At 46.1% G+C, this 20,399-nt stretch carries 14 protein-coding genes and 1 pseudogene; 6 read left to right on the plus strand and 9 right to left on the minus strand.

The features are described 5' to 3' along the window. The first annotated feature begins 87 nt into the window (after window positions 1–87). From AACQ17_RS13265 to AACQ17_RS13275, 3 genes are all read left to right on the plus strand, one after another. Complete coding sequence (locus AACQ17_RS13265; protein WP_170935176.1) at window positions 88–1,788, plus strand: L-lactate permease; 1,701 nt, start codon at window positions 88–90, stop codon at window positions 1,786–1,788. A 107-nt stretch (window positions 1,789–1,895) separates the two neighbouring features. After that, the gene (gene lldD, locus AACQ17_RS13270; RefSeq protein ID WP_094147906.1) at window positions 1,896–3,032 is read left to right on the plus strand and encodes an FMN-dependent L-lactate dehydrogenase LldD; all 1,137 of its coding nucleotides are present in this window, start codon (window positions 1,896–1,898) and stop codon (window positions 3,030–3,032) included. A 69-nt stretch (window positions 3,033–3,101) separates the two neighbouring features. Then, a complete protein-coding gene (locus tag AACQ17_RS13275) occupies window positions 3,102–5,942 on the plus strand; it encodes an FAD-binding and (Fe-S)-binding domain-containing protein (protein ID WP_166538093.1) in 2,841 nt (946 codons plus the stop codon). 13 nt (window positions 5,943–5,955) lie between these two features. Here the strand turns inward: AACQ17_RS13275 and AACQ17_RS13280 are convergent, their stop codons facing one another. Both AACQ17_RS13280 and AACQ17_RS13285 read right to left on the minus strand, forming a co-directional pair. Beyond that, window positions 5,956–6,798 (minus strand): helix-turn-helix transcriptional regulator, encoded by an 843-nt coding sequence (locus AACQ17_RS13280; protein ID WP_206211655.1) that lies wholly within the window; start codon window positions 6,796–6,798, stop codon window positions 5,956–5,958. A gap of 14 nt (window positions 6,799–6,812) precedes the next feature. Continuing rightward, window positions 6,813–7,364 (minus strand): YbhB/YbcL family Raf kinase inhibitor-like protein, encoded by a 552-nt coding sequence (locus AACQ17_RS13285; RefSeq protein ID WP_094147909.1) that lies wholly within the window; start codon window positions 7,362–7,364, stop codon window positions 6,813–6,815. 275 nt (window positions 7,365–7,639) lie between these two features. Here AACQ17_RS13285 and AACQ17_RS13290 point away from each other — a divergent pair, with 275 nt between their 5' ends. Then, entirely contained in the window at window positions 7,640–9,109 is a 1,470-nt protein-coding gene (locus tag AACQ17_RS13290; protein WP_094147910.1) for a serine protease, read from the plus strand. Window positions 9,110–9,162: 53 nt separating this feature from the next. On the opposite strand, the gene AACQ17_RS13295 is transcribed toward AACQ17_RS13290, so the two are convergent. From AACQ17_RS13295 to AACQ17_RS13315, 5 genes are all read right to left on the minus strand, one after another. Continuing rightward, the gene (locus AACQ17_RS13295) at window positions 9,163–9,579 is read right to left on the minus strand and encodes a MarR family winged helix-turn-helix transcriptional regulator (protein ID WP_047687777.1); all 417 of its coding nucleotides are present in this window, start codon (window positions 9,577–9,579) and stop codon (window positions 9,163–9,165) included. Continuing rightward, window positions 9,579–10,526 carry a CDF family Co(II)/Ni(II) efflux transporter DmeF gene (gene dmeF / locus AACQ17_RS13300; RefSeq protein ID WP_094147911.1) on the minus strand — a complete coding sequence of 316 codons (948 nt, stop codon included), beginning with the start codon at window positions 10,524–10,526 and terminating at the stop codon, window positions 9,579–9,581. The genes AACQ17_RS13295 and dmeF overlap by 1 nt, the downstream gene beginning before the upstream one ends. 180 nt (window positions 10,527–10,706) lie before the next feature. Then, window positions 10,707–11,228 (minus strand): DUF2058 domain-containing protein, encoded by a 522-nt coding sequence (locus tag AACQ17_RS13305; RefSeq protein ID WP_026027777.1) that lies wholly within the window; start codon window positions 11,226–11,228, stop codon window positions 10,707–10,709. A gap of 83 nt (window positions 11,229–11,311) precedes the next feature. Next, window positions 11,312–12,259, minus strand: a complete 948-nt coding sequence (locus tag AACQ17_RS13310) for a hypothetical protein (RefSeq protein WP_240507694.1) — start codon at window positions 12,257–12,259, stop codon at window positions 11,312–11,314. Further along, a complete protein-coding gene (locus tag AACQ17_RS13315; protein WP_094147913.1) occupies window positions 12,260–13,588 on the minus strand; it encodes a sphingomyelin phosphodiesterase in 1,329 nt (442 codons plus the stop codon). 115 nt (window positions 13,589–13,703) lie between these two features. Here AACQ17_RS13315 and AACQ17_RS13320 point away from each other — a divergent pair, with 115 nt between their 5' ends. Next, the gene (locus AACQ17_RS13320; protein ID WP_094167736.1) at window positions 13,704–14,315 is read left to right on the plus strand and encodes an RNA methyltransferase; all 612 of its coding nucleotides are present in this window, start codon (window positions 13,704–13,706) and stop codon (window positions 14,313–14,315) included. Between the two features lie 96 nt (window positions 14,316–14,411). On the opposite strand, the pseudogene AACQ17_RS13325 reads toward AACQ17_RS13320, so the two are convergent. After that, window positions 14,412–17,330: pseudogene (locus AACQ17_RS13325) on the minus strand (alkaline phosphatase family protein). Between the two features lie 234 nt (window positions 17,331–17,564). On the opposite strand from AACQ17_RS13325, the gene AACQ17_RS13330 reads away from it, so the two are divergent. After that, the gene (locus AACQ17_RS13330; RefSeq protein ID WP_094147036.1) at window positions 17,565–19,121 is read left to right on the plus strand and encodes a methyl-accepting chemotaxis protein; all 1,557 of its coding nucleotides are present in this window, start codon (window positions 17,565–17,567) and stop codon (window positions 19,119–19,121) included. Window positions 19,122–19,216: 95 nt separating this feature from the next. Here the strand turns inward: AACQ17_RS13330 and AACQ17_RS13335 are convergent, their stop codons facing one another. Beyond that, on the minus strand, window positions 19,217–20,245 hold the full coding sequence (locus tag AACQ17_RS13335; RefSeq protein ID WP_094167737.1) for a trypsin-like serine protease: 1,029 nt from the start codon (window positions 20,243–20,245) through the stop codon (window positions 19,217–19,219). Window positions 20,246–20,399: the final 154 nt, after the last annotated feature.

Genomic DNA, 20,399 nt, shown 5'->3' on the forward strand with positions numbered 1-20,399 from the left:
GTCTGTAGCCCCTACAGGATGTCTACTCTTCAACTATCCTACTATTTAGAGCTAGTACGAAGAGCACACTTTACGAGGAAGTATCCAATGAACGAAACCTTACTGGCACTAGTGGCCTTCTCCCCCATTGTGGTGGCAGCAATTCTTTTAGTCGGGCTCAACTGGCCTGCGAAAAAGGCGATGCCCGTGGCCTTTGCATTAACTGTGGCCATCGCCCTCACATTTTGGGATATGTCGGCAAACCGCGTGCTCGCTTCTGTTTTGCAAGGGTTCGGTATCACGATTTCCGTGCTCTGGATTGTGTTTGGCGCAATCTTCCTACTCAACACCTTAAAACACACTGGTGCTATCACCACCATTCGTAACGGTTTTACGGATGTTTCGGCTGATCGCCGTGTGCAAGCCATTATCATTGCGTGGTGTTTTGGCTCTTTTATTGAAGGCGCTTCTGGTTTTGGTACACCGGCAGCTATCGCGGCTCCGTTGCTGGTTGCGATTGGCTTTCCCGCTTTGGCTGCCGTATTGATGGGGATGATGATCCAATCCACTCCTGTCTCTTTCGGCGCAGTGGGTACGCCGATTATTGTCGGGGTAAACAAGGGGTTAGATACGCACAACATCACCGAAACGCTGATCAGCAACGGTTCAAGTTGGGATGTGTATTTACAGCAAATCACCGCCAGTGTCGCCATCACCCATGCGATAGTCGGTACATTGATGCCAGTATTAATGGCGATGATGTTGACGCGCTTTTTCGGTAAAAACAAAAGCTGGACCGAAGGGTTAGATATTTTGCCTTTTGCGATTTTCTCTGGCTTGGCTTTTACTGTGCCTTACGCACTAACGGGCGTCTTTCTTGGCCCAGAATTTCCCTCATTAATCGGTGGCTTGATCAGCTTGGCACTGGTTGTCACGGCCGCGAAAAAAGGCTTTTTAGTACCAAAATCACAATGGGATTTTCCAGAAGAGAGATCGTGGCCCGCAGAGTGGTTAGGCTCATTAAAAATTGATATTGAGGAGATCAAAGCTAAACCGATGGGCCTTGCATTGGCTTGGACTCCCTATGTTCTGCTCGCGGTTATCCTTGTGGCAAGCCGTGTGAGCAGCGAATTTAAGTCACTACTGGCTGGAGTGAGCCTATCCTTTAACAACATTCTGGCTGAAACGGGCGTCAGCACGGCCATTCAACCGCTTTATCTTCCCGGTGGCATCTTGGTTTTTGTCGCGTTACTGGCAGTAATATTGCAGTCACGCAGTGCGACACCACTCATCAAAGCATTCGGTGAATCAAGCAAAACGCTGATCGGTGCGGGCTTTGTGTTGGTATTTACTATCCCTATGGTGCGCATTTTTATTAACTCTGGCGTCAATGGCGCAGAGCTTGCGAGCATGCCTGTCACTACCGCCAATTTTGCCGCGGGTTTAGTCGGTGATGCCTTCCCTGCATTAAGTGCCACCGTTGGTGCACTTGGGGCGTTCATCGCAGGCTCAAATACGGTGTCGAACATGATGTTTAGCCAGTTCCAGTTTGAAGTGGCGCAAACACTCTCTATTTCCAGTGTGATGATCATTGCGCTACAAGCTGTTGGCGCAGCGGCGGGCAATATGATTGCGATTCACAACGTAGTCGCGGCATCAGCAACGGTCGGTTTATTGGGCCGTGAAGGAGCCACGCTGCGCAAAACCATTATCCCGACTTTCTACTACCTTGTGATGACTGGCCTTATCGGTTTAGTGGTGATTTACGGCTTTAATATGACCGATGTACTAATGACCCAGCAACCCTAAGTTTGGTGATGTGATTTGGTATCAACTTGGTTTTTATAACCATTAATCTTGTGTAATAAATGCAGAGCTCGCTAGGCGGCAGCTCTGTACAAATTAGGATTCAATCTATGATTATTTCAGCCTCCACCGACTATCGCGCTGCCGCGAAAGCGAAATTGCCTCCTTTTCTGTTTCATTATATTGATGGTGGCTCATACGGTGAGCACACGCTCACACGCAATACCGTGGATTTAGCTGACATCGCACTGCGCCAACGCGTGCTTAATGACATGTCAGAGCTCAGTTTAGAAACACAACTGTTTGGCGAACAGCTTGCAATGCCGATTGCCCTTGCCCCTGTAGGTTTAACTGGTATGTACGCGCGGCGCGGCGAAGTGCAAGCAGCGCGCGCGGCTGAAAATAAAGGTATTCCTTTTACACTGTCTACCGTATCGGTTTGCCCGATCGAAGAAGTATCAGCGGCGCTGGCTCGACCAATTTGGTTTCAACTCTACGTGCTTAAAGATCGCGGCTTTATGAAAAATGTGTTGGAGCGCGCCAAAGCCGCGGGGGTAAAAAACCTCGTGTTTACCGTGGATATGCCCGTTCCCGGCGCGCGTTACCGCGACATGCATTCTGGCATGAGCGGCCCTAACGCGGCGATGCGCCGAGTGTTTCAAGCGATGAAACACCCAAGCTGGGCGTGGGATGTCGGCTTGCTCGGCAAGCCACACGATTTAGGCAATATTTCTGCCTACCGTGGCACGCCGACTAAATTGGAAGACTACATTGGTTGGCTTGGTGAGAATTTTGATCCTTCCATTTCATGGAAAGATTTAGAGTGGATCCGCGACTTTTGGGACGGCCCGATGATCATTAAAGGCATTCTAGATACAGAAGATGCCAAAGACGCGGTGCGCTTTGGCGCTGATGGCATTATCGTATCCAACCACGGTGGTCGCCAGCTTGATGGAGTGTTGTCAACCGCCAAAGCCTTACCTGCAATTGCTGATGCGGTGAAGGGCGACCTGAAAATTCTGGTCGATTCTGGAATTCGCACTGGGCTTGATGTGGTGCGCATGCTGGCGCTGGGCGCGGACTGCACGCTGCTGGGTCGCTCGTTTGTTTATGCATTGGCGGCGCAAGGTCAAAGCGGCGTTGAGAACTTGCTCGATTTGTATGAAAAAGAGATGCGCGTTGCCATGACCTTAACCGGAGCGAAAACCATTGCCGATTTGTCACGAGACTCGTTAGTCAAACTTTAATCTCATGATGACAAACCAACGGTAGCCGCACGTTAACCTATCCACAACCTCAATTTAAAATGGGAAACAATGATGTCCAGCACTCTTTCAGACGCCACCTATCGTCAACTGGAAACGCAACTCGCTACGCGCATCGACCCTGAGCGCATCATCACGCAGCAGGCAAAACGCCTTGCTTATGGCACTGATGCCAGTTTCTATCGCTTGGTGCCGAAAATTGTGCTGCGCTTGCAAAGCCTTGATGAGGTCATTTTTGCCATTAAAAGCTGCCGCGAGCTTGGCGTTCACTGCACGTTTCGCGCCGCTGGCACCAGTTTATCTGGTCAGGCAGTTTCTGATTCGGTTTTGATCGCCTTAACCGATGACTGGCGAGGCCATCGCATTCACGATGAGGGCAAAAAAATCACCCTACAACCGGGGGTCATCGGAGCCGATGCCAACAAATACCTTGCCCCTTTTCAACGCAAAATCGGCCCAGATCCAGCCTCAATTAACACCTGCAAAATTGGTGGAATCGCCGCCAATAACGCCAGTGGTATGTGCTGCGGCACCGCGCAAAACTCTTACCGCACTGTCGATAGTATGAAGATCGTCTTCGCAGACGGTTCCGTGCTCGACACCGCAAACCCAGAAAGCATCGCTGCATTCAAAATCGCTAAACCCGAATTGATTGAAGGTATTGCTCAACTTCATGCACAAACGGCGCAAAATCACACACTATCAAAGCTTATTCACCACAAATATCGCCTAAAAAACACCACTGGCTACGCCCTAAATGCTCTCGTTGATTACTCTGATCCGATTGAAATTATTGAACATTTGATGATTGGGTCGGAAGGCACACTCGGTTTTATTGCCGACATCACCTACAACACCGTCATTGAGCACGCGCACAAAGCCTCGGCGCTGCTTGTCTTTGCTGATATTGAGCAGGCTAGCCAAGCGGTTACGACCCTGTCCAAAACCCCAGTTGCGGCAGTGGAAATGATGGATGGACGCGCGATGCGCTCTGTCGCTGACAAAGCTGGCATGCCCGCATTTATTGCGCAATTGGATCTAGAAGCCGCGGCGCTGCTAATTGAGTCTCACGCCAGCGATCACGCGGCCCTTCATTCACAATGCAGCGCCGTGATGGCAGCACTAAGCGACTACCAGATCATCGAATCCGTACCATTCACCTCTGATACCAAAACGGTGGCAACCTTATGGGGCATTCGCAAAGGGATGTTCCCTGCCGTCGGCGCAGTGCGCGAAGTGGGGACAACCGTCATCATTGAAGATGTGGCGTTTCCGGTAGAAAGCCTTGCTAATGGTGTGCGCGACTTGCAGGCTTTGTTTGATCAATACCACTATCACGAAGCCATCATCTTCGGCCACGCTCTGGAAGGCAACTTGCATTTTGTCTTTACACAAGGCTTTGATAGCCAAGGCGAGATCGACCGCTACGGCGCATTTATGGATGAAGTGGCCGAGCTGGTGGCAGTGAAATATCAGGGTTCACTCAAAGCCGAGCACGGCACGGGCCGTAACATGGCACCGTATGTGGAATTGGAATGGGGCAAAGACGGTTACGCCTTAATGCAACAAATCAAAACACTGTTTGATCCACAAGGCTTGCTCAACCCCGGCGTTATAATCAACGGTGATCCGCGTTCTCACCTAGCTAACCTAAAGCCGATGCCAGCGGCCGATGCCTTGGTCGATCGCTGCATCGAATGCGGGTTTTGCGAACCTGTTTGTCCATCTCGCACACTATCACTCTCGCCCCGTCAACGAATCGTCTTGTACCGCGAGCTACAACGTCGACGCGCGCAAGGTGAAACGGTAGAAGCTTCTGAGCTTGAAAAAGTCTTTGAATACCAAGGATTAGACACCTGCGCCGCAACTGGCTTATGCGCTGAGCGCTGCCCTGTTGGCATCAACACTGGCGATTTAGTGAAAAAGCTGCGCACCGCGAAATACCAAAAATTCATCCCCATTGCTACATGGACAGCGGATCACTTTGCCGCCACCACAGCCGTGGCTAAAATCGGCCTCAGTGCCAACCAATTGGCTAGCAAATGGCTGGGCGAGAAGTTAGTCGGCGGTGCAACCAACGGCTTGCGTAAACTCAGCAAAGGCAAAACGCCTATTTGGTATCCACAACTGCCGCAAGCCAATCATCAGAACTTAGCCATTGCAGTAGAAAACCTGCCGCGCCGTGAGAAAAAAGTGGTCTATCTACCCTCTTGTGCGAGCCGAAATATGGGCCAACAAAACAGCGCGGGCGATCAGCGGCCATTAACCGAAGTGACCTTATCGCTGCTTAACAAAGCAGGATATGAGGTGATCCTACCTAACGAGCTCAACAGCCAATGTTGTGGTATGCCCTATGACAGTAAGGGAATGAATGAGCTTGCGCAGTCAAAAGCGCAGCAGTTAGAAGCCGCGTTATGGCAAGCTAGCCAACAAGGGCAATACCCGGTATTGATGGATACCAGCCCGTGTGCAAAACGCAGTATTGAACAATTTACCAAACCACTGGAGATCTTAGAACCCGTCGGTTTTGTCAATAAGTATCTGCTGGATTCTTTAGCGATCAAGGCCAAAGAAGAAACTGTGATGCTGCATATCACCTGCAGTGCGCGCAAAATGGGGTTGGAAGCCGACATGCTCAAATTGACCCAAACCTGCGTCAGCACAGTGATTGTGCCAGAGCATATTCAATGCTGCGGCTGGGCGGGCGATAAAGGCTTTACCACGCCAGAACTGAATGCGGCGGCCGTTCATCCGCTCAAAGAGCAAGTCCCTGCTCACTGCGAACGCGGATTCAGTAATAGCCGTACCTGTGAAATTGGCCTGTCGCACCACAGCGGCATTCCATATCAATCCATTTTGTATTTGGTTGATGAAGTGTCTAAACCGCTTTGATCTACTCTCAATCTTAAAATAGCTCATTGGATAAAATGGGCTGTTTTTTTGTCTCTTTATCTGGCGTACCTTTACCTCGCATACCAAGAGTTTGTAAATACGCTTTGGGGCTTAAACCAAACTGACTGCGAAAGCGTTGATTAAATCGTTGTTCCGATTGGTAGCCGCAACACTGTGCCAATATCGCTATATTTCGTTGGCCACTTTGCATTAAGTTCAGCGCGTGATTCACACGCACTTCAGCCAAAACCTCACGGTAACGGGTGCCATGTTGCTTTAAGCGTCGAATTAAGGTCGCGCGGCTCATGGCAAAGTGCGTTGCTACCCGCTCAAGTGGATGTTCTTCTTCTGGTGACTGGGCGAGGTAGTTTCTCAGCTTCTGCTCAAAGGGTAGAGAATTACTCTCAAAGAGCCAATGCAGTGCACCTTGCTCAGCCAATTGTTGGTATAACACCATCAGTAGATAGGCTTGGGTTTCTTGGCTGATTAACGAAAGATCGAACGAGGCGAGCGCATTGAGCGAACTTTTCAGTGAGGGGCTGGTTGAAATCACAGGCCACATAACTGGGCGATCATGACTCGCGCTTAACGCAAGCATCGCCTCGGTCGGGCGGTAGGTGAAACTGAACAGCCTTGACGAGAAGTAACCGTGTTCTGGTAAATTTTCGAAACTGAGCGAAGCTGAGGCCTCACACAACAATAACGAAGTGCTCGATAGATTAATGGCCTCTTCCTTATGAAACAGTTTTTTACTGCCAGATTGGATCTGAATCAAGCTTGGAGAGTGAATCCTCACATTTCTCAGCCTTTGTTGCTGAGCGGCTCGAAAGGTGGTGACTTGGTATTGGTGATTCATCACTCCCCCATGAATTAGCGTGTATAGGTTGCGGTCAGCGTCGCTTTTTCTAACGCCAAACTATTGAGGGTAAAACCAACCACCGCAGGTGATACATCGGCCGCCAAATTGAGTTTTTCCGTCGGGAGAGCCCATACCGTAAACTGGTAACGGTGCATTCCGTGCCCTTCTGGCGGACAAGCACCACCAAAACCAACGCTGCCATAATCGATACGTGTTTCTATTGCACCGAGCTTTTTGACTTCAACCCCACGCGCTAGCTCACTCACTGTCGCTGGAATATCCAGCGCAATCCAATGCCAAAAGCCACTTCCTGTCGGAGCATCTGGATCAAAAGCCGTAATAGCAAAACTTTTGGTTCCTTGTGGTGCATCAGTCCAAATTAAGTGCGGCGAAAGATTCTCCCCAGCACAACCCCAGCCTGAAAATTCAAAGGTTTTTGCCATCGGGTGGCCTTCTTGGATATCACGGCTGCTGAGTTGCAAAGCATTTGCCATCCCTGCAAATAATAAGCTGGTGGTTAACGTCGTGGTGACGATGGCCGAGCTAAAAATCGTCGAGTTCATTGTTTTCTCCTATGAATAAGTTCATGAACAAGTCTAGCAACATCACCCATACAACACCCGACAGAAAGTATCATTTTGACGCTTTAAAGATTGAAAAATGATACTTTTTGTTTGCCCCATTCCTCTACCATTATCGAGATACTACTGGAGAGGACTGCTATTGATAATATTGCGCACAATTAAGTTTACACACATATCGAGACTATTTTTGAGCCAATACTCTCATAGGCTCATATGCTTTATGAGGCATTTATTGCCACATAGAGGAGATCAAAATGCAATTATCAATACGTCTACTTGGCTTAATGGCGGCAGTGGTGTTGAGTTCTACTCAAGCGACTGCTTCAATAGAAAAAGAATCACTCCCCACCATTGCGGATAAAGTAATCCATCCGCATTCTTTAACAACCCACAAATCTCTAACCACTCACTATCCAATCCATTCGCCGGGAGCCAGCTTTATTAAGGTCCACTTTGATAAGTTTCAACTCAGCAAAGGGGGAAGCGTCACCCTACGCTCTCCACACAGCAATGAAAGTATCACCTACGACAGTTCAGAGAACGGGCCTTTATTTGCCCGCTCGATTAATGGGGATAGCGTTATCGTGGAATGGAAAACCGGTGAACATCCTGACCAAGCACAGATCTCAATTGACTATTTTATGGCAGGGAATGAAAGTGCCACGTTATCACAACCGAACCTAGCCGCTGATAACTCTGGGTTGTTTTCAACCTGTGGCATCAATGAAAGAAAAGATGTTGCTTGTTGGAGCGACTCACACCCTGAAAAAGTGGCGTGGAGTAGCGCCGTAGCAAGGCTACTGATTGATGGCCGTAGCTTATGCACGGCTTGGCGTGTCGGGCCCAATAATCACATGATCACCAATAACCACTGTGTATCAACAGCCTCTGAACTAAAAAATACTGAAGTATGGTTTAATTACCAACGCACGACTTGCGGCGGTAGCTTGGATACCACAGTAAAGGTCATGGGCGATCAGTTATTAAGCACCGATTATACCTTGGACTACACATTATTCACGGTGGCTAATTTCGAGCAGCTAGGACAATTTAGTTACTTAGGCTTAGACAATTCAGAGCCCAGCTACGGCACGGGTATTTATATTCCACAACACGGCGCTGGTAACCCCAAAGAGTTGGCGATAGAAAGCGATCAAAATGGCTCTGGCATGTGCCAAATTGATATAGCCTCTACCAATGGTCGCGGTGCCAATACCGACACAGGGTATTTTTGTGACACTATTGGCGGCTCTTCTGGTTCACCTGTATTGGCCTCTGAGAGCCATAAAGTCATTGCACTACATCACTTTGGGGGATGTGAAAACCAAGGGGTCAAAATCAGCAAAATCTGGCCTCAGGTTGCACCATTCTTTGATAACCAGTTGCCCGTAGGGAAAAAAGGAGGCACTCCACCTCCGCAAGATGGCGTCATCCAACGTGGGCAAAGCATTACTGGCATCACCTTGAGCAAAGGCCAACAAAAACGATTCATTTTACCTGCATCAGAACGCCAAACAGCGGTGAAAATTTCGATAACCTCTGGGCAAGGCGATGCCGATCTCTATACCCTTTCAGGCAATCCACCGACCAAAAGAGTCTTTGATTGTCGGCCTTACCAATCAGGAAGTAATGAGCAATGCTTAGCAGAGCCAAATGCTGAGGATCTGCATATCATGATCGATGCATACTCGAATTTTTCTGATGTAACATTACAGGTAGAATAAAACAGAAAATTAGCTGACCAACCACTTGCAAGTCGCAAGTGGTTGGTCATAGTTTAAAACTCTTGGTTCATTTTTAGCAGGCTGTTGAGTAATACTGTTTCTTCGTTTGCATCCAAGTATCTCGTCAGATCTTTCACTAACTCCACATGCAACTGATTATGCTGGCGATGAATTTTCTGACCTTCCGCGGTTAAAGTCACGACAATCGATCTTCTGTCATCCGGGTGCGCGCCGCGTTCAATCAACTTGGCATTCACTAACTTCTCTATTTGAACGGTGAGCGTACCAGTTGTGATACCGAGTTTTTGCGCTAACTCTTTCATTCTCATCGGGCCATGAATACCTAACACCTCGATGGTGTGGATCTGCGCCAGGGAGTAGCCTGTTTCTCGCACCACAGATTGCTCCCATGAGGACATCTTGTCGTAAAATTCCGTTAATTGTTGATTCAGTTTTTCGATATTACTCATCATGCCATCGGGTGAACTTCAAGGGTAAGGTGGTGGATTTTATCAAACTTCGCCAATATTTGTTTATATTCTGCAACGGTTTTATCAACATGAGATTCTAAGATAATCGCAGCTGAGTAGTGATGACCACTGATTTTCCAAATATGGAGATCTTTAATCACCGCAAATGCGGCTAGCTCTTCTTCAATTAAACGTCGATAGGGTTGCTCGATGCTTTCATCTAATAAAATGGGGCTAGTCTGCTTGATAAGACCTATTGTCCACTTAGCAATCACGGCAGCGCCGACGATGCCTACAACAGAATCTAACCAATTCCAGCCATAATATTTTCCAAACAAGAGCGCCACAATCGCCAAAAGAGAAGTCAAGGCATCGGCAAGAACATGCAAATAGGCAGCTCGTAAATTGTGATCGTGATGGTCATGGTCATGGTCATGGTCATGGTCATGGTCATGGTCATGGTCATGGTCATGGTCATGGTCATGGTCACCATGATGGTGGTGATGGTTATCATGCAACAATAGCATGCTCACTAAATTCACCAGCAAGCCAATGATGGCGACAATAATCGCTTCATTAAATTGAATCGCTTCGGGATTGAATAAACGATGAACCGATTCCACCACCATCAGCAACGCCACAATACCTAATGCAATCGCACTGGTGTAGCCTCCCAACACACTCACTTTACCGGTACCAAATGAGAACTTCTCACTGTGTGCATGCTTTCTAGCATAACGGTAAGCAAACAGCGTAATGCAGAAAGCAGCCGCATGAGTACCCATATGCCAACCATCGGCAAGCAGAGCCATCGAACCGAAAATAGTACCAGCAATGATCTCCGCTACCATGGTGACAAGCGTGAGCAAAAGAACGTAAAACGTGCGTTTCTCATTTTGGTCTGCGCTAGCGATAAAGTTATGACGATGCTCGGTAGTAAACTGCAAAATCCCACTCACTTAGTTTGATAATCAAAATATTTGATTTAAATTTAGTTTGATTGTCAAGCATTGTCAACAAACTCTGTCTATTAGTACCGAAACCATTGGGAAATAAGCTAAGTGGAAAGTAGAGGTAGGAAGGGAGAACGAGAGCCCTCCTCCGTTGAGAAGGAGAGCTGGAAGGAATTACCACATCAAATCATCAGGGACTACGAAATCCGCGTACGGATCATCTTCAGCAGGTAGAGATTCATCGGCAGTTTTATTTTCGATAATGCTCTCTTCATCACGCATGAAGATTTTATCCGCTACCACACCCGGGATGACAGCATAGCCATCTTCATAACGCGCGATAGCCAGGATTCCTTTACTCAGTTGATCACGAACCAATGAATCGACATAAAGTGACTTCACCAACTTACCATCAACAAAGTTGTATTTGATTTCACCGTGTTTTAGATCCAGCTTATTCATCTCAATCAGTTGTTTTACTTGAGCACGAATTTCTTTGCTCAACAACTGCTCTTTTTGCTGTTTATTCAGTGCCTTGTCGCGCTCTTGTTGCTCGACTTTATTCGCTTCTACTGCCGCTTTCACTTCACGTGCTTGCACGCGCGATTTTTTAGAGCTCTTTTTCGCTTTGCTGAGTTTTTTGGCGTTAACTAAACCCGCTTTTAGCATTTGCTCTTGTAGAGATAAGGTTGCCATGATCAATCCAAGTCAGTTATTTGCTGGTGAGTTTAACGGTTCATGGCGAGTGAATAAAGAGCGCTGTAGTTATCTTATTCATCCTAACGAGCAAAAAATGCTTTTCTAAACTCATAACGCTGCTTTGCCGCGTAGCGTACCCACTCTTCTGTCGAAAGGGTGGCATAGGCTGTCTTTCTCTGGTTTGAGAGCGTCTTTTCTAACTGCGCTAATGCTTGCTGGTAGTCAATGACTTGAGCAGCCTGCGCTTGTTGCTCGATTTGGCGATGCGCCACCTCACTGCGCTCATGTTCATTTAAGTAAAGTTCGGCCAAACCTTGTTGTACTTCTAAGCGCTGTTCTAACGATAAATGTTGAGGGATCAGCCGAATCGCTTGTTCATAGCGTGCATTACCTGTGTTTAATGAAAAGGTATCCCATTGATATTGGTGCTGTGTAAGCCGCTGTTCAATGCTCTGCAACGCCTCTTCTACGGAAGCAATGCCTTCGTAGTCATTGGGTTGCTGTACAAAATCATCATAAGCGTACTGATCAGCAAACAAGATATCCGCTTGTCGCCCCCATACTTGTTGATCAATCGATTTTACATAAGCCATTTTGTCACCTAATTCCGTATCCTGACTGATGAGTTCCATTCCAAGCAACGCGTCACGTTCCGCCTGTTTTTGCCAATAGAGTGCGACCAGCTCATAGCGTTCATGGGGCAACTGCGTTTGTAATTGTTGTAGCCGCGCAGCACACACATTTTGCTGACGACACTGCTGCCAAAACTGCTCTATTCTCTCTCTCAGCGCTTTGCCTATTTCTGTTTGCAGTGTTTCACCAACGAGAGCCGACTCTTCATGGGTTGGATGATCGCGATTAGCCAACAAAGCAACACTACTTTGCTCTGGCAAACGCACCGTGCCCGGCAATGCAACCTCAATTCTATTGGGGGGTGTTTGGATAGTGGGAAATTCATCCCTCTTCACCCACCAATAACTTGCGCTGCCGACTAAGGCAACGCAGATCAATAACCTAACCCAACGCATCTAGCGGATCTCAGCTTTAACCGGGAAGTGATCCGATAAATTGTAATGCTGCCATAAACGCTCGTCCGTGGTTCTTGGCACCAGCACAGTATTGCGGTTTTGTTGTTCGCTTGGTTGTGCAAACTCTTGACTTACCACCACATAATCAAGGTACTCCACGTTTTCACCACCGGATAAGGGTTCTCCTGCAAAATCATTGATGCGCGGATCAAACGTTGATTCGGTATAGCCTGCGTAGCTAGGTTCGGTTGACGCAAGATTCGCGAGCATGTTTTGATAGTCATCGGCAAATTTACGTTTATTCACGTTAAAATCACCGCCATAAATCACCGTTTCTGTGCTGGGAATAGAGAATGATTGCGCAAAACTGCGCATCTGTCTGAACTGACGTTGGCGATAATCGCGAGCGGTATCGGTATCAAACGAGGCAGTATGCGTTGCAAACAGATGATAAGCCTGACCATTTTTGATGATTTCAGCATAATTCACCCCTTTATCAGCAAAACAGTCAGTTCCCGAGCAATCAGGGAAAACATACTGTCCTTGGTTAACAATTGGGTAGCGGCTGACGATGATCACTCCACCGTCATGGATATTCACCCCAGACTTATCGAGCATTTTCGTTTGGTACGGATACTCTTTTGCCAGCTTTCGAAGAAAGGCATCACGCCCCGCAGCAAACACTTCTTGCAGCATTACGGCATCATATCCTTTGATGTGTTGAGGGATGATAGCAAAACGCTCGGCAATATTTGAAGCAATCACAGGTAACGCCCAAACGTTATAGGTCATCACTTTTAAGCTCTCAGCGTCGGGTGTTTCTTCTGTATTCGTTGGCGTAATGGTGTAATAAATGTCGTCGTAACGAGTGGTGCTGACGGATTTAAACGCAAGCTCGGTTGGACGTTCAATCAACTGCGTTGAGTAATAACGGTGAACCGCACGATCATTTTGCCACTGAAGAGGCACATCTCGTGCTTGTACCCCATGCTCAATGCTTGAGTTATACCAATGACCTTCCATCTTCTGCTGTAAAGAGAAAACCTGCCCTTGCGGTAAAGTCACCATGGTTTCAAATTGGTACGTTTTGCCAGATTTCACCCCTTGCCAGCGGTTAAAGCTGAGCACCATTTTAGTTTCCCACGGGCCTAGCGTTTCACTGTGTTGCTGCCATTCACTGCCTTGTTGCAACTGATCAGATCCGGTCTGTTTCACGGCAATAGACATTGGCAGCGCAGAGTTATTAGTTAAATAAATATCGGTGTCCGCCAATACCGCATGAGCAGCAAGAGACAACCCAAATAGCATGACTTTATTAATAATCTTCACGTTTTCATCCTTTAACTGTGAAAAAATAAATTAAGCCATCCCCCTGTGAAATATTGATGTAAGAAATACGACAGTTTAAGTACTCCAAGAAAGGTCACGAAAAATATAAAAACTATTGAACGATTTATCGATATTTTTTCTTTCAAGGCAAATTTTAGCGTTATACTGCCCGCCCCAAATTGTGAGAGGATTTTTTGTGGAACGTGAAATGTCAGTGATCATTGGTTTGTGTAACCCTAAAAGCCCAACCAACGTAGGTGGTGTGATGCGCGCAGCAGGTTGCTACCAAGCGTGCGCGGTTCGCTACAGTGGTGAGCGTTATGATCGCGCAGTGAAATTTCAAACCGACACAAAAAACATTCAAAGTAAAATCCCGCTCACCGCGATGGTAGAGATCATGCAGGACTTGCCAAGTGAGATGAAAATCGTCTGTGTTGAACTGGCAGAAGGGGCCATACCACTGCCCGAGTTTATTCACCCGGAAAAAGCGCTGTATGTGTTTGGCCCTGAAGATGGTTCTATTCCACAAGAGATAGTTAACCAAGCCAGTGAGGTTGTATACATCCCAACGATTGGTTGCATGAATTTGGCCGCGAGCGTCAATGTGCTGCTGTATGATCGCTTAGCAAAATCCAAGCTCGATATTGATCACAGCCAACGTATTCTCGATAGCCGAGATGTGAAAAATCGTTTGAAATTTAAACGTGCTGATCAACCAGCCACTTAAGGCTGCAATCGAAGCCAATGAAACAAGCGAACGTTCTTCACTCAATAGAGCCTAACGCTCACTTATTTCATTGGCAGTCATAACGGCCAACTCTCGCTAACGAATATCCAACTGTTTAAGAACCGACGGATAACCCCAACCATCTTCGCCAACTTTAACTTCGTCTCCCGTTAAATAGTGATAAAGAGTGGGCGCAAGTGAGCCATTTTCGACTGAACCGAGCGGCGTGGCTTGATTGCCAATCGGACTCCCCCAAAAACCGATAAAAGCATCTTTTTCTAGATAGCTTTCACCCGCATGACGCCCCGGAACTTTAGTATTAAAGCCAACGCCCTCTTTAGGAAATAGGTTAATGGTGCCCGCACGGTCGTCTTCATAAATAGCAGCGAGCTGATTAACCGAATCTGGACGGGGCGTAAAACGTGTTAACTCTCGCCACTGCGCACTTGAGCACCACGTCTCAGCTTGATTCGCTTTAGCGTGATAAACGCAACGTTCGACGAGTTGTGCATAATGTTCTAGCTCGTCAGATGAAGGAGGCGACAAATAAGCATTTAGCTGCTGAACGCCAAGTAACAATGGCTGTTCCGATTTAGCAAAATAGCGCAGTTTATCACCCTTTTTTTCAATCCATTCATCCACTCGTTTACCTTGCCGCTCGCCAACCAACCGTACAGAACAGTCCGTTAAATCACATGGTTTTTCTCTCACGACTAAATAATCTAGGCTTTCAGCAAGTCGCGCTACGGTTTCATCGATCACATCAACCTGCTGCCCTGGCTTAGAATGGATCGGTTGCCAACGGATCAGCTCTTGATAAACCGGTTGAACTTCCCATCCAGCTTCTGCATTAAAGAAATCCATCATAAAATTTCCACCCGCAGTGGAAGCGACGACCACATCAATCCCTTTGTTTGACGGCGCGTTAATCGCATTCGTCATTTTTGGCCCTTCTCCCTCATCCGATGAGATTTTCTTCACGTTGAGTTTTATTCCCAGTTGTGAAGCTAGCGGCTCAAAGATCTGTTTTTCTGGGTTGAGGGAGAAATAAACAGGCGCTAAACCATGATCGCCGGCCATGCCCCATAACGTGCGGTCATATACTCCCGCGTATTGATAGGTTGCTTCTATTTGCGCTAGCCAGTAATCGAGGCGGTTTAGTTCCCCAGTTGGCATGATGACTTCATCGCTGAATGGGCCGCTAAAATGAGCAAAATGATCCGGCCATGGATTATAAATCAGCGTATAGTCGGGCATTCCTTTCAGTTCTTTTTGTGCAAGTTGTTTCAACTGGTGAGCAAGCACTTGATGGCGAGTCCAGCGAGTATAAAAATCCCACTTGCTTATCTGCTGATAGCGCGTGACCTCTTCAACTAATGTCGCTCGCAACTGTTGAAGTTCACGTTCGACAATCGCGCGCTCTTTCAGCTCACGCACACACCGCTTTTCACCAAAATCACGTAGTGCCTCACCCGTCCCCAAATTCACTAAACCATCATAAGTGGTGTGAGCATTCCAATCGTATTGCGCATTGCAGTTGAGGGTGTTGAGGTAAGCGAGGCGATCAAACATCGTTTGTACTTGGTTTTTAACCAGTAAGCGATCAAGCTGCAGTGCATCATTACCAAAAAAGTAATAAGCTCGGTCGGTTGGGCGATCAACAAAGTGGAAATTGGGTATGCCAGTACCACCTTGGCCGGACACCTTAGCTCCTGTTTTTATGATCGGTAAATTACGCACACTGATCGTTGGTGTTGATGAAATGCCCACTTGAGTAATAGAAGCGCGATGATCACGATACAAGCGTTTAAAAAACGGCAAGTAATGTGGATCGTGATAAGGCTGCTCAGCCAATATCTGCATGAAACGTACTTGCTTCTGATGTTCGGGTTGAACCACCGCCATTGAAGAAGGCTTAGTGCTCAATCGATTGTTGTGATCTTGGTGAGCTTTGCGGATAAATGGCTTACTCGGGTCAACCAAACCTTCGATCAGCCCTTGTTGCAAACCATCCACGGTGATCTGCACTGCCATACGACGTTGTTGCTGAGAGCGGAGAAACGCAATCAATGCTAGAGGATCATCATCAAATGCTTTTTGTAACCAGGAATTTAGTGCTTGTTCTCGCTCTTGCTGATAGACAAATTGGCGGTAGCCTTTTAATACGTTCATACGCACAAAATCAATCAAAGTAACCGTGATTGCCTCTGCTTTGTTGTTCACACGTGCTGTATTTTCTGGCTTTGCATCTTCTAATACCCCAAAAAGGGCTTGTTTCATCTCTCCTTCATCCATCCCATTAGCAGCCTGACTAATAATTTGGATCACTATCGGTTGGATTTTATTAATCAGTAATCGATCGGGTTCACTTGACGTCAGATATTGATAGTGATCCGGCAATTTCTCAAGCTGTTGCCACTCACCAATTTCAACCAAGGCATCATACACAGTCACCATGGCCGCAATAAATTGGGCATCCACTTTAATCCCTTCATGATGCCCTTGATCTTTAATATTTTCTTTTTGTTCACTCACCACCTCTTCCCCATAATGGTAGAGGCTATGCTCGAATCCCTTTAAAACCTTTGCGTCATAAACAGTACTTAAATACTGTTTAAATACATCATCATTTTCTAACCCCGTATAACGATCATAATATTGATATAAAAAAATAGCCCAGCGGGATGGCGTAAGTTGGGTTAGAAATTTGTGCAATAACGCGAGCTTTTGTTTTTGCATCTAAAGGCAACATAAGGATATAGCTATCGAGTGTTACCCCGGCGATGGTAAATAAGGTCGAATCACGGGCAAAGCGCGTTGAATAGCTTAAAGACGACGCCATTTGATTTTTCAATATTTGCGCCGAATTGAACAGCCCGCCAACCACAGGCGCATCACTGATAGCAGCGAAAGAAGTTGATGAAAGTAAAGAAGTTAAGAGTAACGCGATGGGTTTTAGCCGCCCAAAAGAATAAAATATCATACTGTTTTCCTACAGTTATTGCATGCGCACATTGTGGCAAGCTTACTCGTAAGGTCAAGCCGTAAGTTATATTTACGTTATAACTCGGCCATATGTCCATATCAAAAGTAATGATACCAATTAGGTATTCTATATTGGTTAATTCTATTGCGTTCTTAGCGCTTCGAATCTATAACAGTGGAAACAAAAATAATAAATAACACCCTCATTTAACGCTAGAGAAACTTGGCTTAATTTGTTTTTAACTTATTTAATTCGAGGTAATCATGCGTACCAACCAACCTGTCACACAAAAAGAAGTCAAGTTTCCACCTAGCTATAACTTATTATCGGTCACTAAACCAAACAGCCATATCACTTATGCCAGTAAAGAGTTTTGTGACGTGGCGGGCTACTCATTAGAAGAGCTTATCAACCAGCCTCACAACCTAGTTCGTCACCCTGACATGCCAGCAGAAGCGTTTAAAGATATGTGGGAGCATTTAAAACGCGGCCAATCTTGGATGGGTATCGTCAAAAATAGATGTAAAAATGGCGATCATTATTGGGTTGATGCGTTTGCTTCTCCGATAGTCGAAAATGGCAAAACGGTTGAATTTCAGTCGGTACGTTTGTGCCCAAGTCGAGAACACATCACCAACGCAGAAAAAATCTACGCGCAGCTTAAAGCAGGCAAAACACCCAGGCAGTTAAAGCTGCCTCGGACTCGCCTGTGGCAACGTTTGGCCATCGCCTTAGTCCCCATTGCAGGCATCAGCTTTGTGGCTGACACTCTTCTTCCGGGAATAGGCTTAGTATTGATGTTATTACTGTCCATGGTTGCAGGTTATTATTTAACTCGCCGTTTAGAATCGCTCAGTGCCGAAGCACGCAAGATATTTGATAACCCACTAATGGAATTGGTGTATAACGGCCATATTGATGACATTTCTGAAATCAAACTTGCGTTAAAAATGCGCCAATCCGAACTCAATGCTGTGGTGGGACGCATTCAAGATTCAAACCAACAAATTGGTGAAGCAGCCAATTCATCTTCAAAAAACTGCAAAACAACTGCGACCAATTTAGAAGGTCAAACACGAGAAACAGAACAAGTTGCCGCCGCGATCAATGAAATGCACTCTACCGCGAATGAAATTGCACAAAATGCGCAAAGTGCATCAGACGCAACAGAGAAAGCAAAATTGGCCGCCGAAGAAGGTATGGATTCGGTAAAAGATACATTGAATGCAATGCAACAGCTCGCAATCCAACTAGACAGCGCCTCATCGGTTGTCACACAATTAGCAGACCACGGAAAAACCATTGGCCAAGTGTTAATTGTGATCCAATCTGTCGCTGAGCAAACCAACCTGCTTGCACTTAACGCCGCTATTGAAGCTGCTCGGGCTGGCGAGCAAGGCCGTGGATTTGCGGTCGTCGCCGACGAAGTTCGCACCTTGGCACAACGCAGCCATGAGTCCACTAAAGAGATCCAAAATGTCATTGCGCTGATTCAAACCAGCACCCACCAAGCTGTCGATGCGATGCATGAAGGCGCACAGTTATCAAAATTATGTGTTAATAGTGCTAATGTCTCTGGCGATAAACTCAATATGCTACTTACACAAGTGATTGATATTACGGATAGAAATGAACAAATTGCCACCGCCGTAGAAGAGATGGCACGCGTGACTGAAGATATGAATTCAAGTGTTCAATCGATCAGTGATGTCTGTGTTGCGACCAATATTTTGGCCAGTGATACACGAGATGAATGTGAGGATTTAGTGGTAAACCTTAGCTCTCAAGGCACATTAGTTCGCCAATTCCGACGGTTATAATTTCATGTCCGACTAGCCTTCTAACGAGGGCTAGTCAGTTTAAAAAATAAAAGCAGTGTTTATAAATTATTACTGCTTCTATTTTATAGGGATAGCTAATCTATTGGAAATACAATTGGGGCATCAAGCACTGCCGTACTCACATTTTTTTCCATAGATTTATTTTGAATTTTTTTCACTGTATCAACTATCCAATTAAATACTCCAGGTCTGGTAAAACCAGCATAGAATGTCGCCTGATTATGCACCTGAGAATGGGAATTCACTCCCGTACTGGCAACACCATATACCTTTCCTTGGTAAATTAAAGGACCACCACTATCCCCTCTAAAAGTAGAATATTTCGTTATTACAGTACCAAATTCATTGACATTAAATCTAGAATCTGAAGAATCTAATGGTGGATTTTCAATAGCAATAGAATAACGGTTAGGCCTATAGTGCCCATGTTCCTGTCTGTGCTCATAAGCCTTTTCCGTGTAATTACAGACTGCTTGATCTGCTTGAGAATATTCCTGAGTAAAAAGATTGTTTGAAAAATATTTAGAGCTATGGCATCGGGCCATATCAACTTCACGCTCATAATCTGGAGAATTTTCCTTTGCAGCAACAATAGCAGGAATGGGCATACGCTTTAGACTTGAGGTTGAATAACCGATGGGGAAAACTTCTGCACCGAGAGGAATTGACTGATTTGCGACAGGTAAAAACGTAACCCCCTCTGGCATGCTTTCAAGTTCTACGATAGCTATATCATCAAATTCATCTTGGCCTATTCCATTACTAGGCTCGAATATGTGATCTGCTATATAGGCTTCTACTATTTTAACTTTAATACCTGGGTTCGGTATACGGCCATTCTCGTCAACCTCTTGAGATCCTGAATGTAAAAGATACGCATGATTCCCTTTTTGAGCGCCGAAACCGATGCAATGGTGTGCGGTGAGTACTGTTTTTGGCGCAATCAGCGTACCAGTGCAATGTGCGTCTTTTAAATAAACCATGTATGGCGCATCACTTGGTAAAACATCATTACCTTCAACAGCACTAGCAGGCAATGAATAGCCTCCTCCCACCAAGGTCAAGCCAATTAATATTGGTTTTGTATATTTTTTATTTTCCATTTAAATTTCCTCTTAATTTTATGATCTTTTAAAGTAAACGACAAAAATCAATTCTCCAGTGCTTACATAGCTTTTCACTAAAAAAACTCACGTAACCTATCGATATTCATAAGATGGTTACGCTATCTAAACTAATTATTTTACAGTACGACAG

Source organism: Vibrio sp. V10_P2A27P122, assembly GCF_963874335.1.
In the GTDB taxonomy this organism is placed as follows: Bacteria; Pseudomonadota; Gammaproteobacteria; order Enterobacterales; family Vibrionaceae; genus Vibrio; species Vibrio anguillarum.

Coding starts and splice junctions, on each gene's coding strand:
- AACQ17_RS13275 (WP_166538093.1), top strand. CDS start 3,102: ATGATGTCCAGCACTCTTTCAGACGCCACCTATCGTCAACTGGAAACG.
- AACQ17_RS13290 (WP_094147910.1), top strand. CDS start 7,640: ATGCAATTATCAATACGTCTACTTGGCTTAATGGCGGCAGTGGTGTTG.
- AACQ17_RS13265 (WP_170935176.1), top strand. CDS start 88: ATGAACGAAACCTTACTGGCACTAGTGGCCTTCTCCCCCATTGTGGTG.
- AACQ17_RS13285 (WP_094147909.1), bottom strand. CDS start 7,364: ATGAACTCGACGATTTTTAGCTCGGCCATCGTCACCACGACGTTAACC.
- AACQ17_RS13330 (WP_094147036.1), top strand. CDS start 17,565: ATGCGTACCAACCAACCTGTCACACAAAAAGAAGTCAAGTTTCCACCT.
- AACQ17_RS13280 (WP_206211655.1), bottom strand. CDS start 6,798: ATGAATCACCAATACCAAGTCACCACCTTTCGAGCCGCTCAGCAACAA.
- AACQ17_RS13335 (WP_094167737.1), bottom strand. CDS start 20,245: ATGGAAAATAAAAAATATACAAAACCAATATTAATTGGCTTGACCTTG.
- AACQ17_RS13305 (WP_026027777.1), bottom strand. CDS start 11,228: ATGGCAACCTTATCTCTACAAGAGCAAATGCTAAAAGCGGGTTTAGTT.
- AACQ17_RS13310 (WP_240507694.1), bottom strand. CDS start 12,259: ATGCGTTGGGTTAGGTTATTGATCTGCGTTGCCTTAGTCGGCAGCGCA.
- AACQ17_RS13295 (WP_047687777.1), bottom strand. CDS start 9,579: ATGAGTAATATCGAAAAACTGAATCAACAATTAACGGAATTTTACGAC.
- lldD (WP_094147906.1), top strand. CDS start 1,896: ATGATTATTTCAGCCTCCACCGACTATCGCGCTGCCGCGAAAGCGAAA.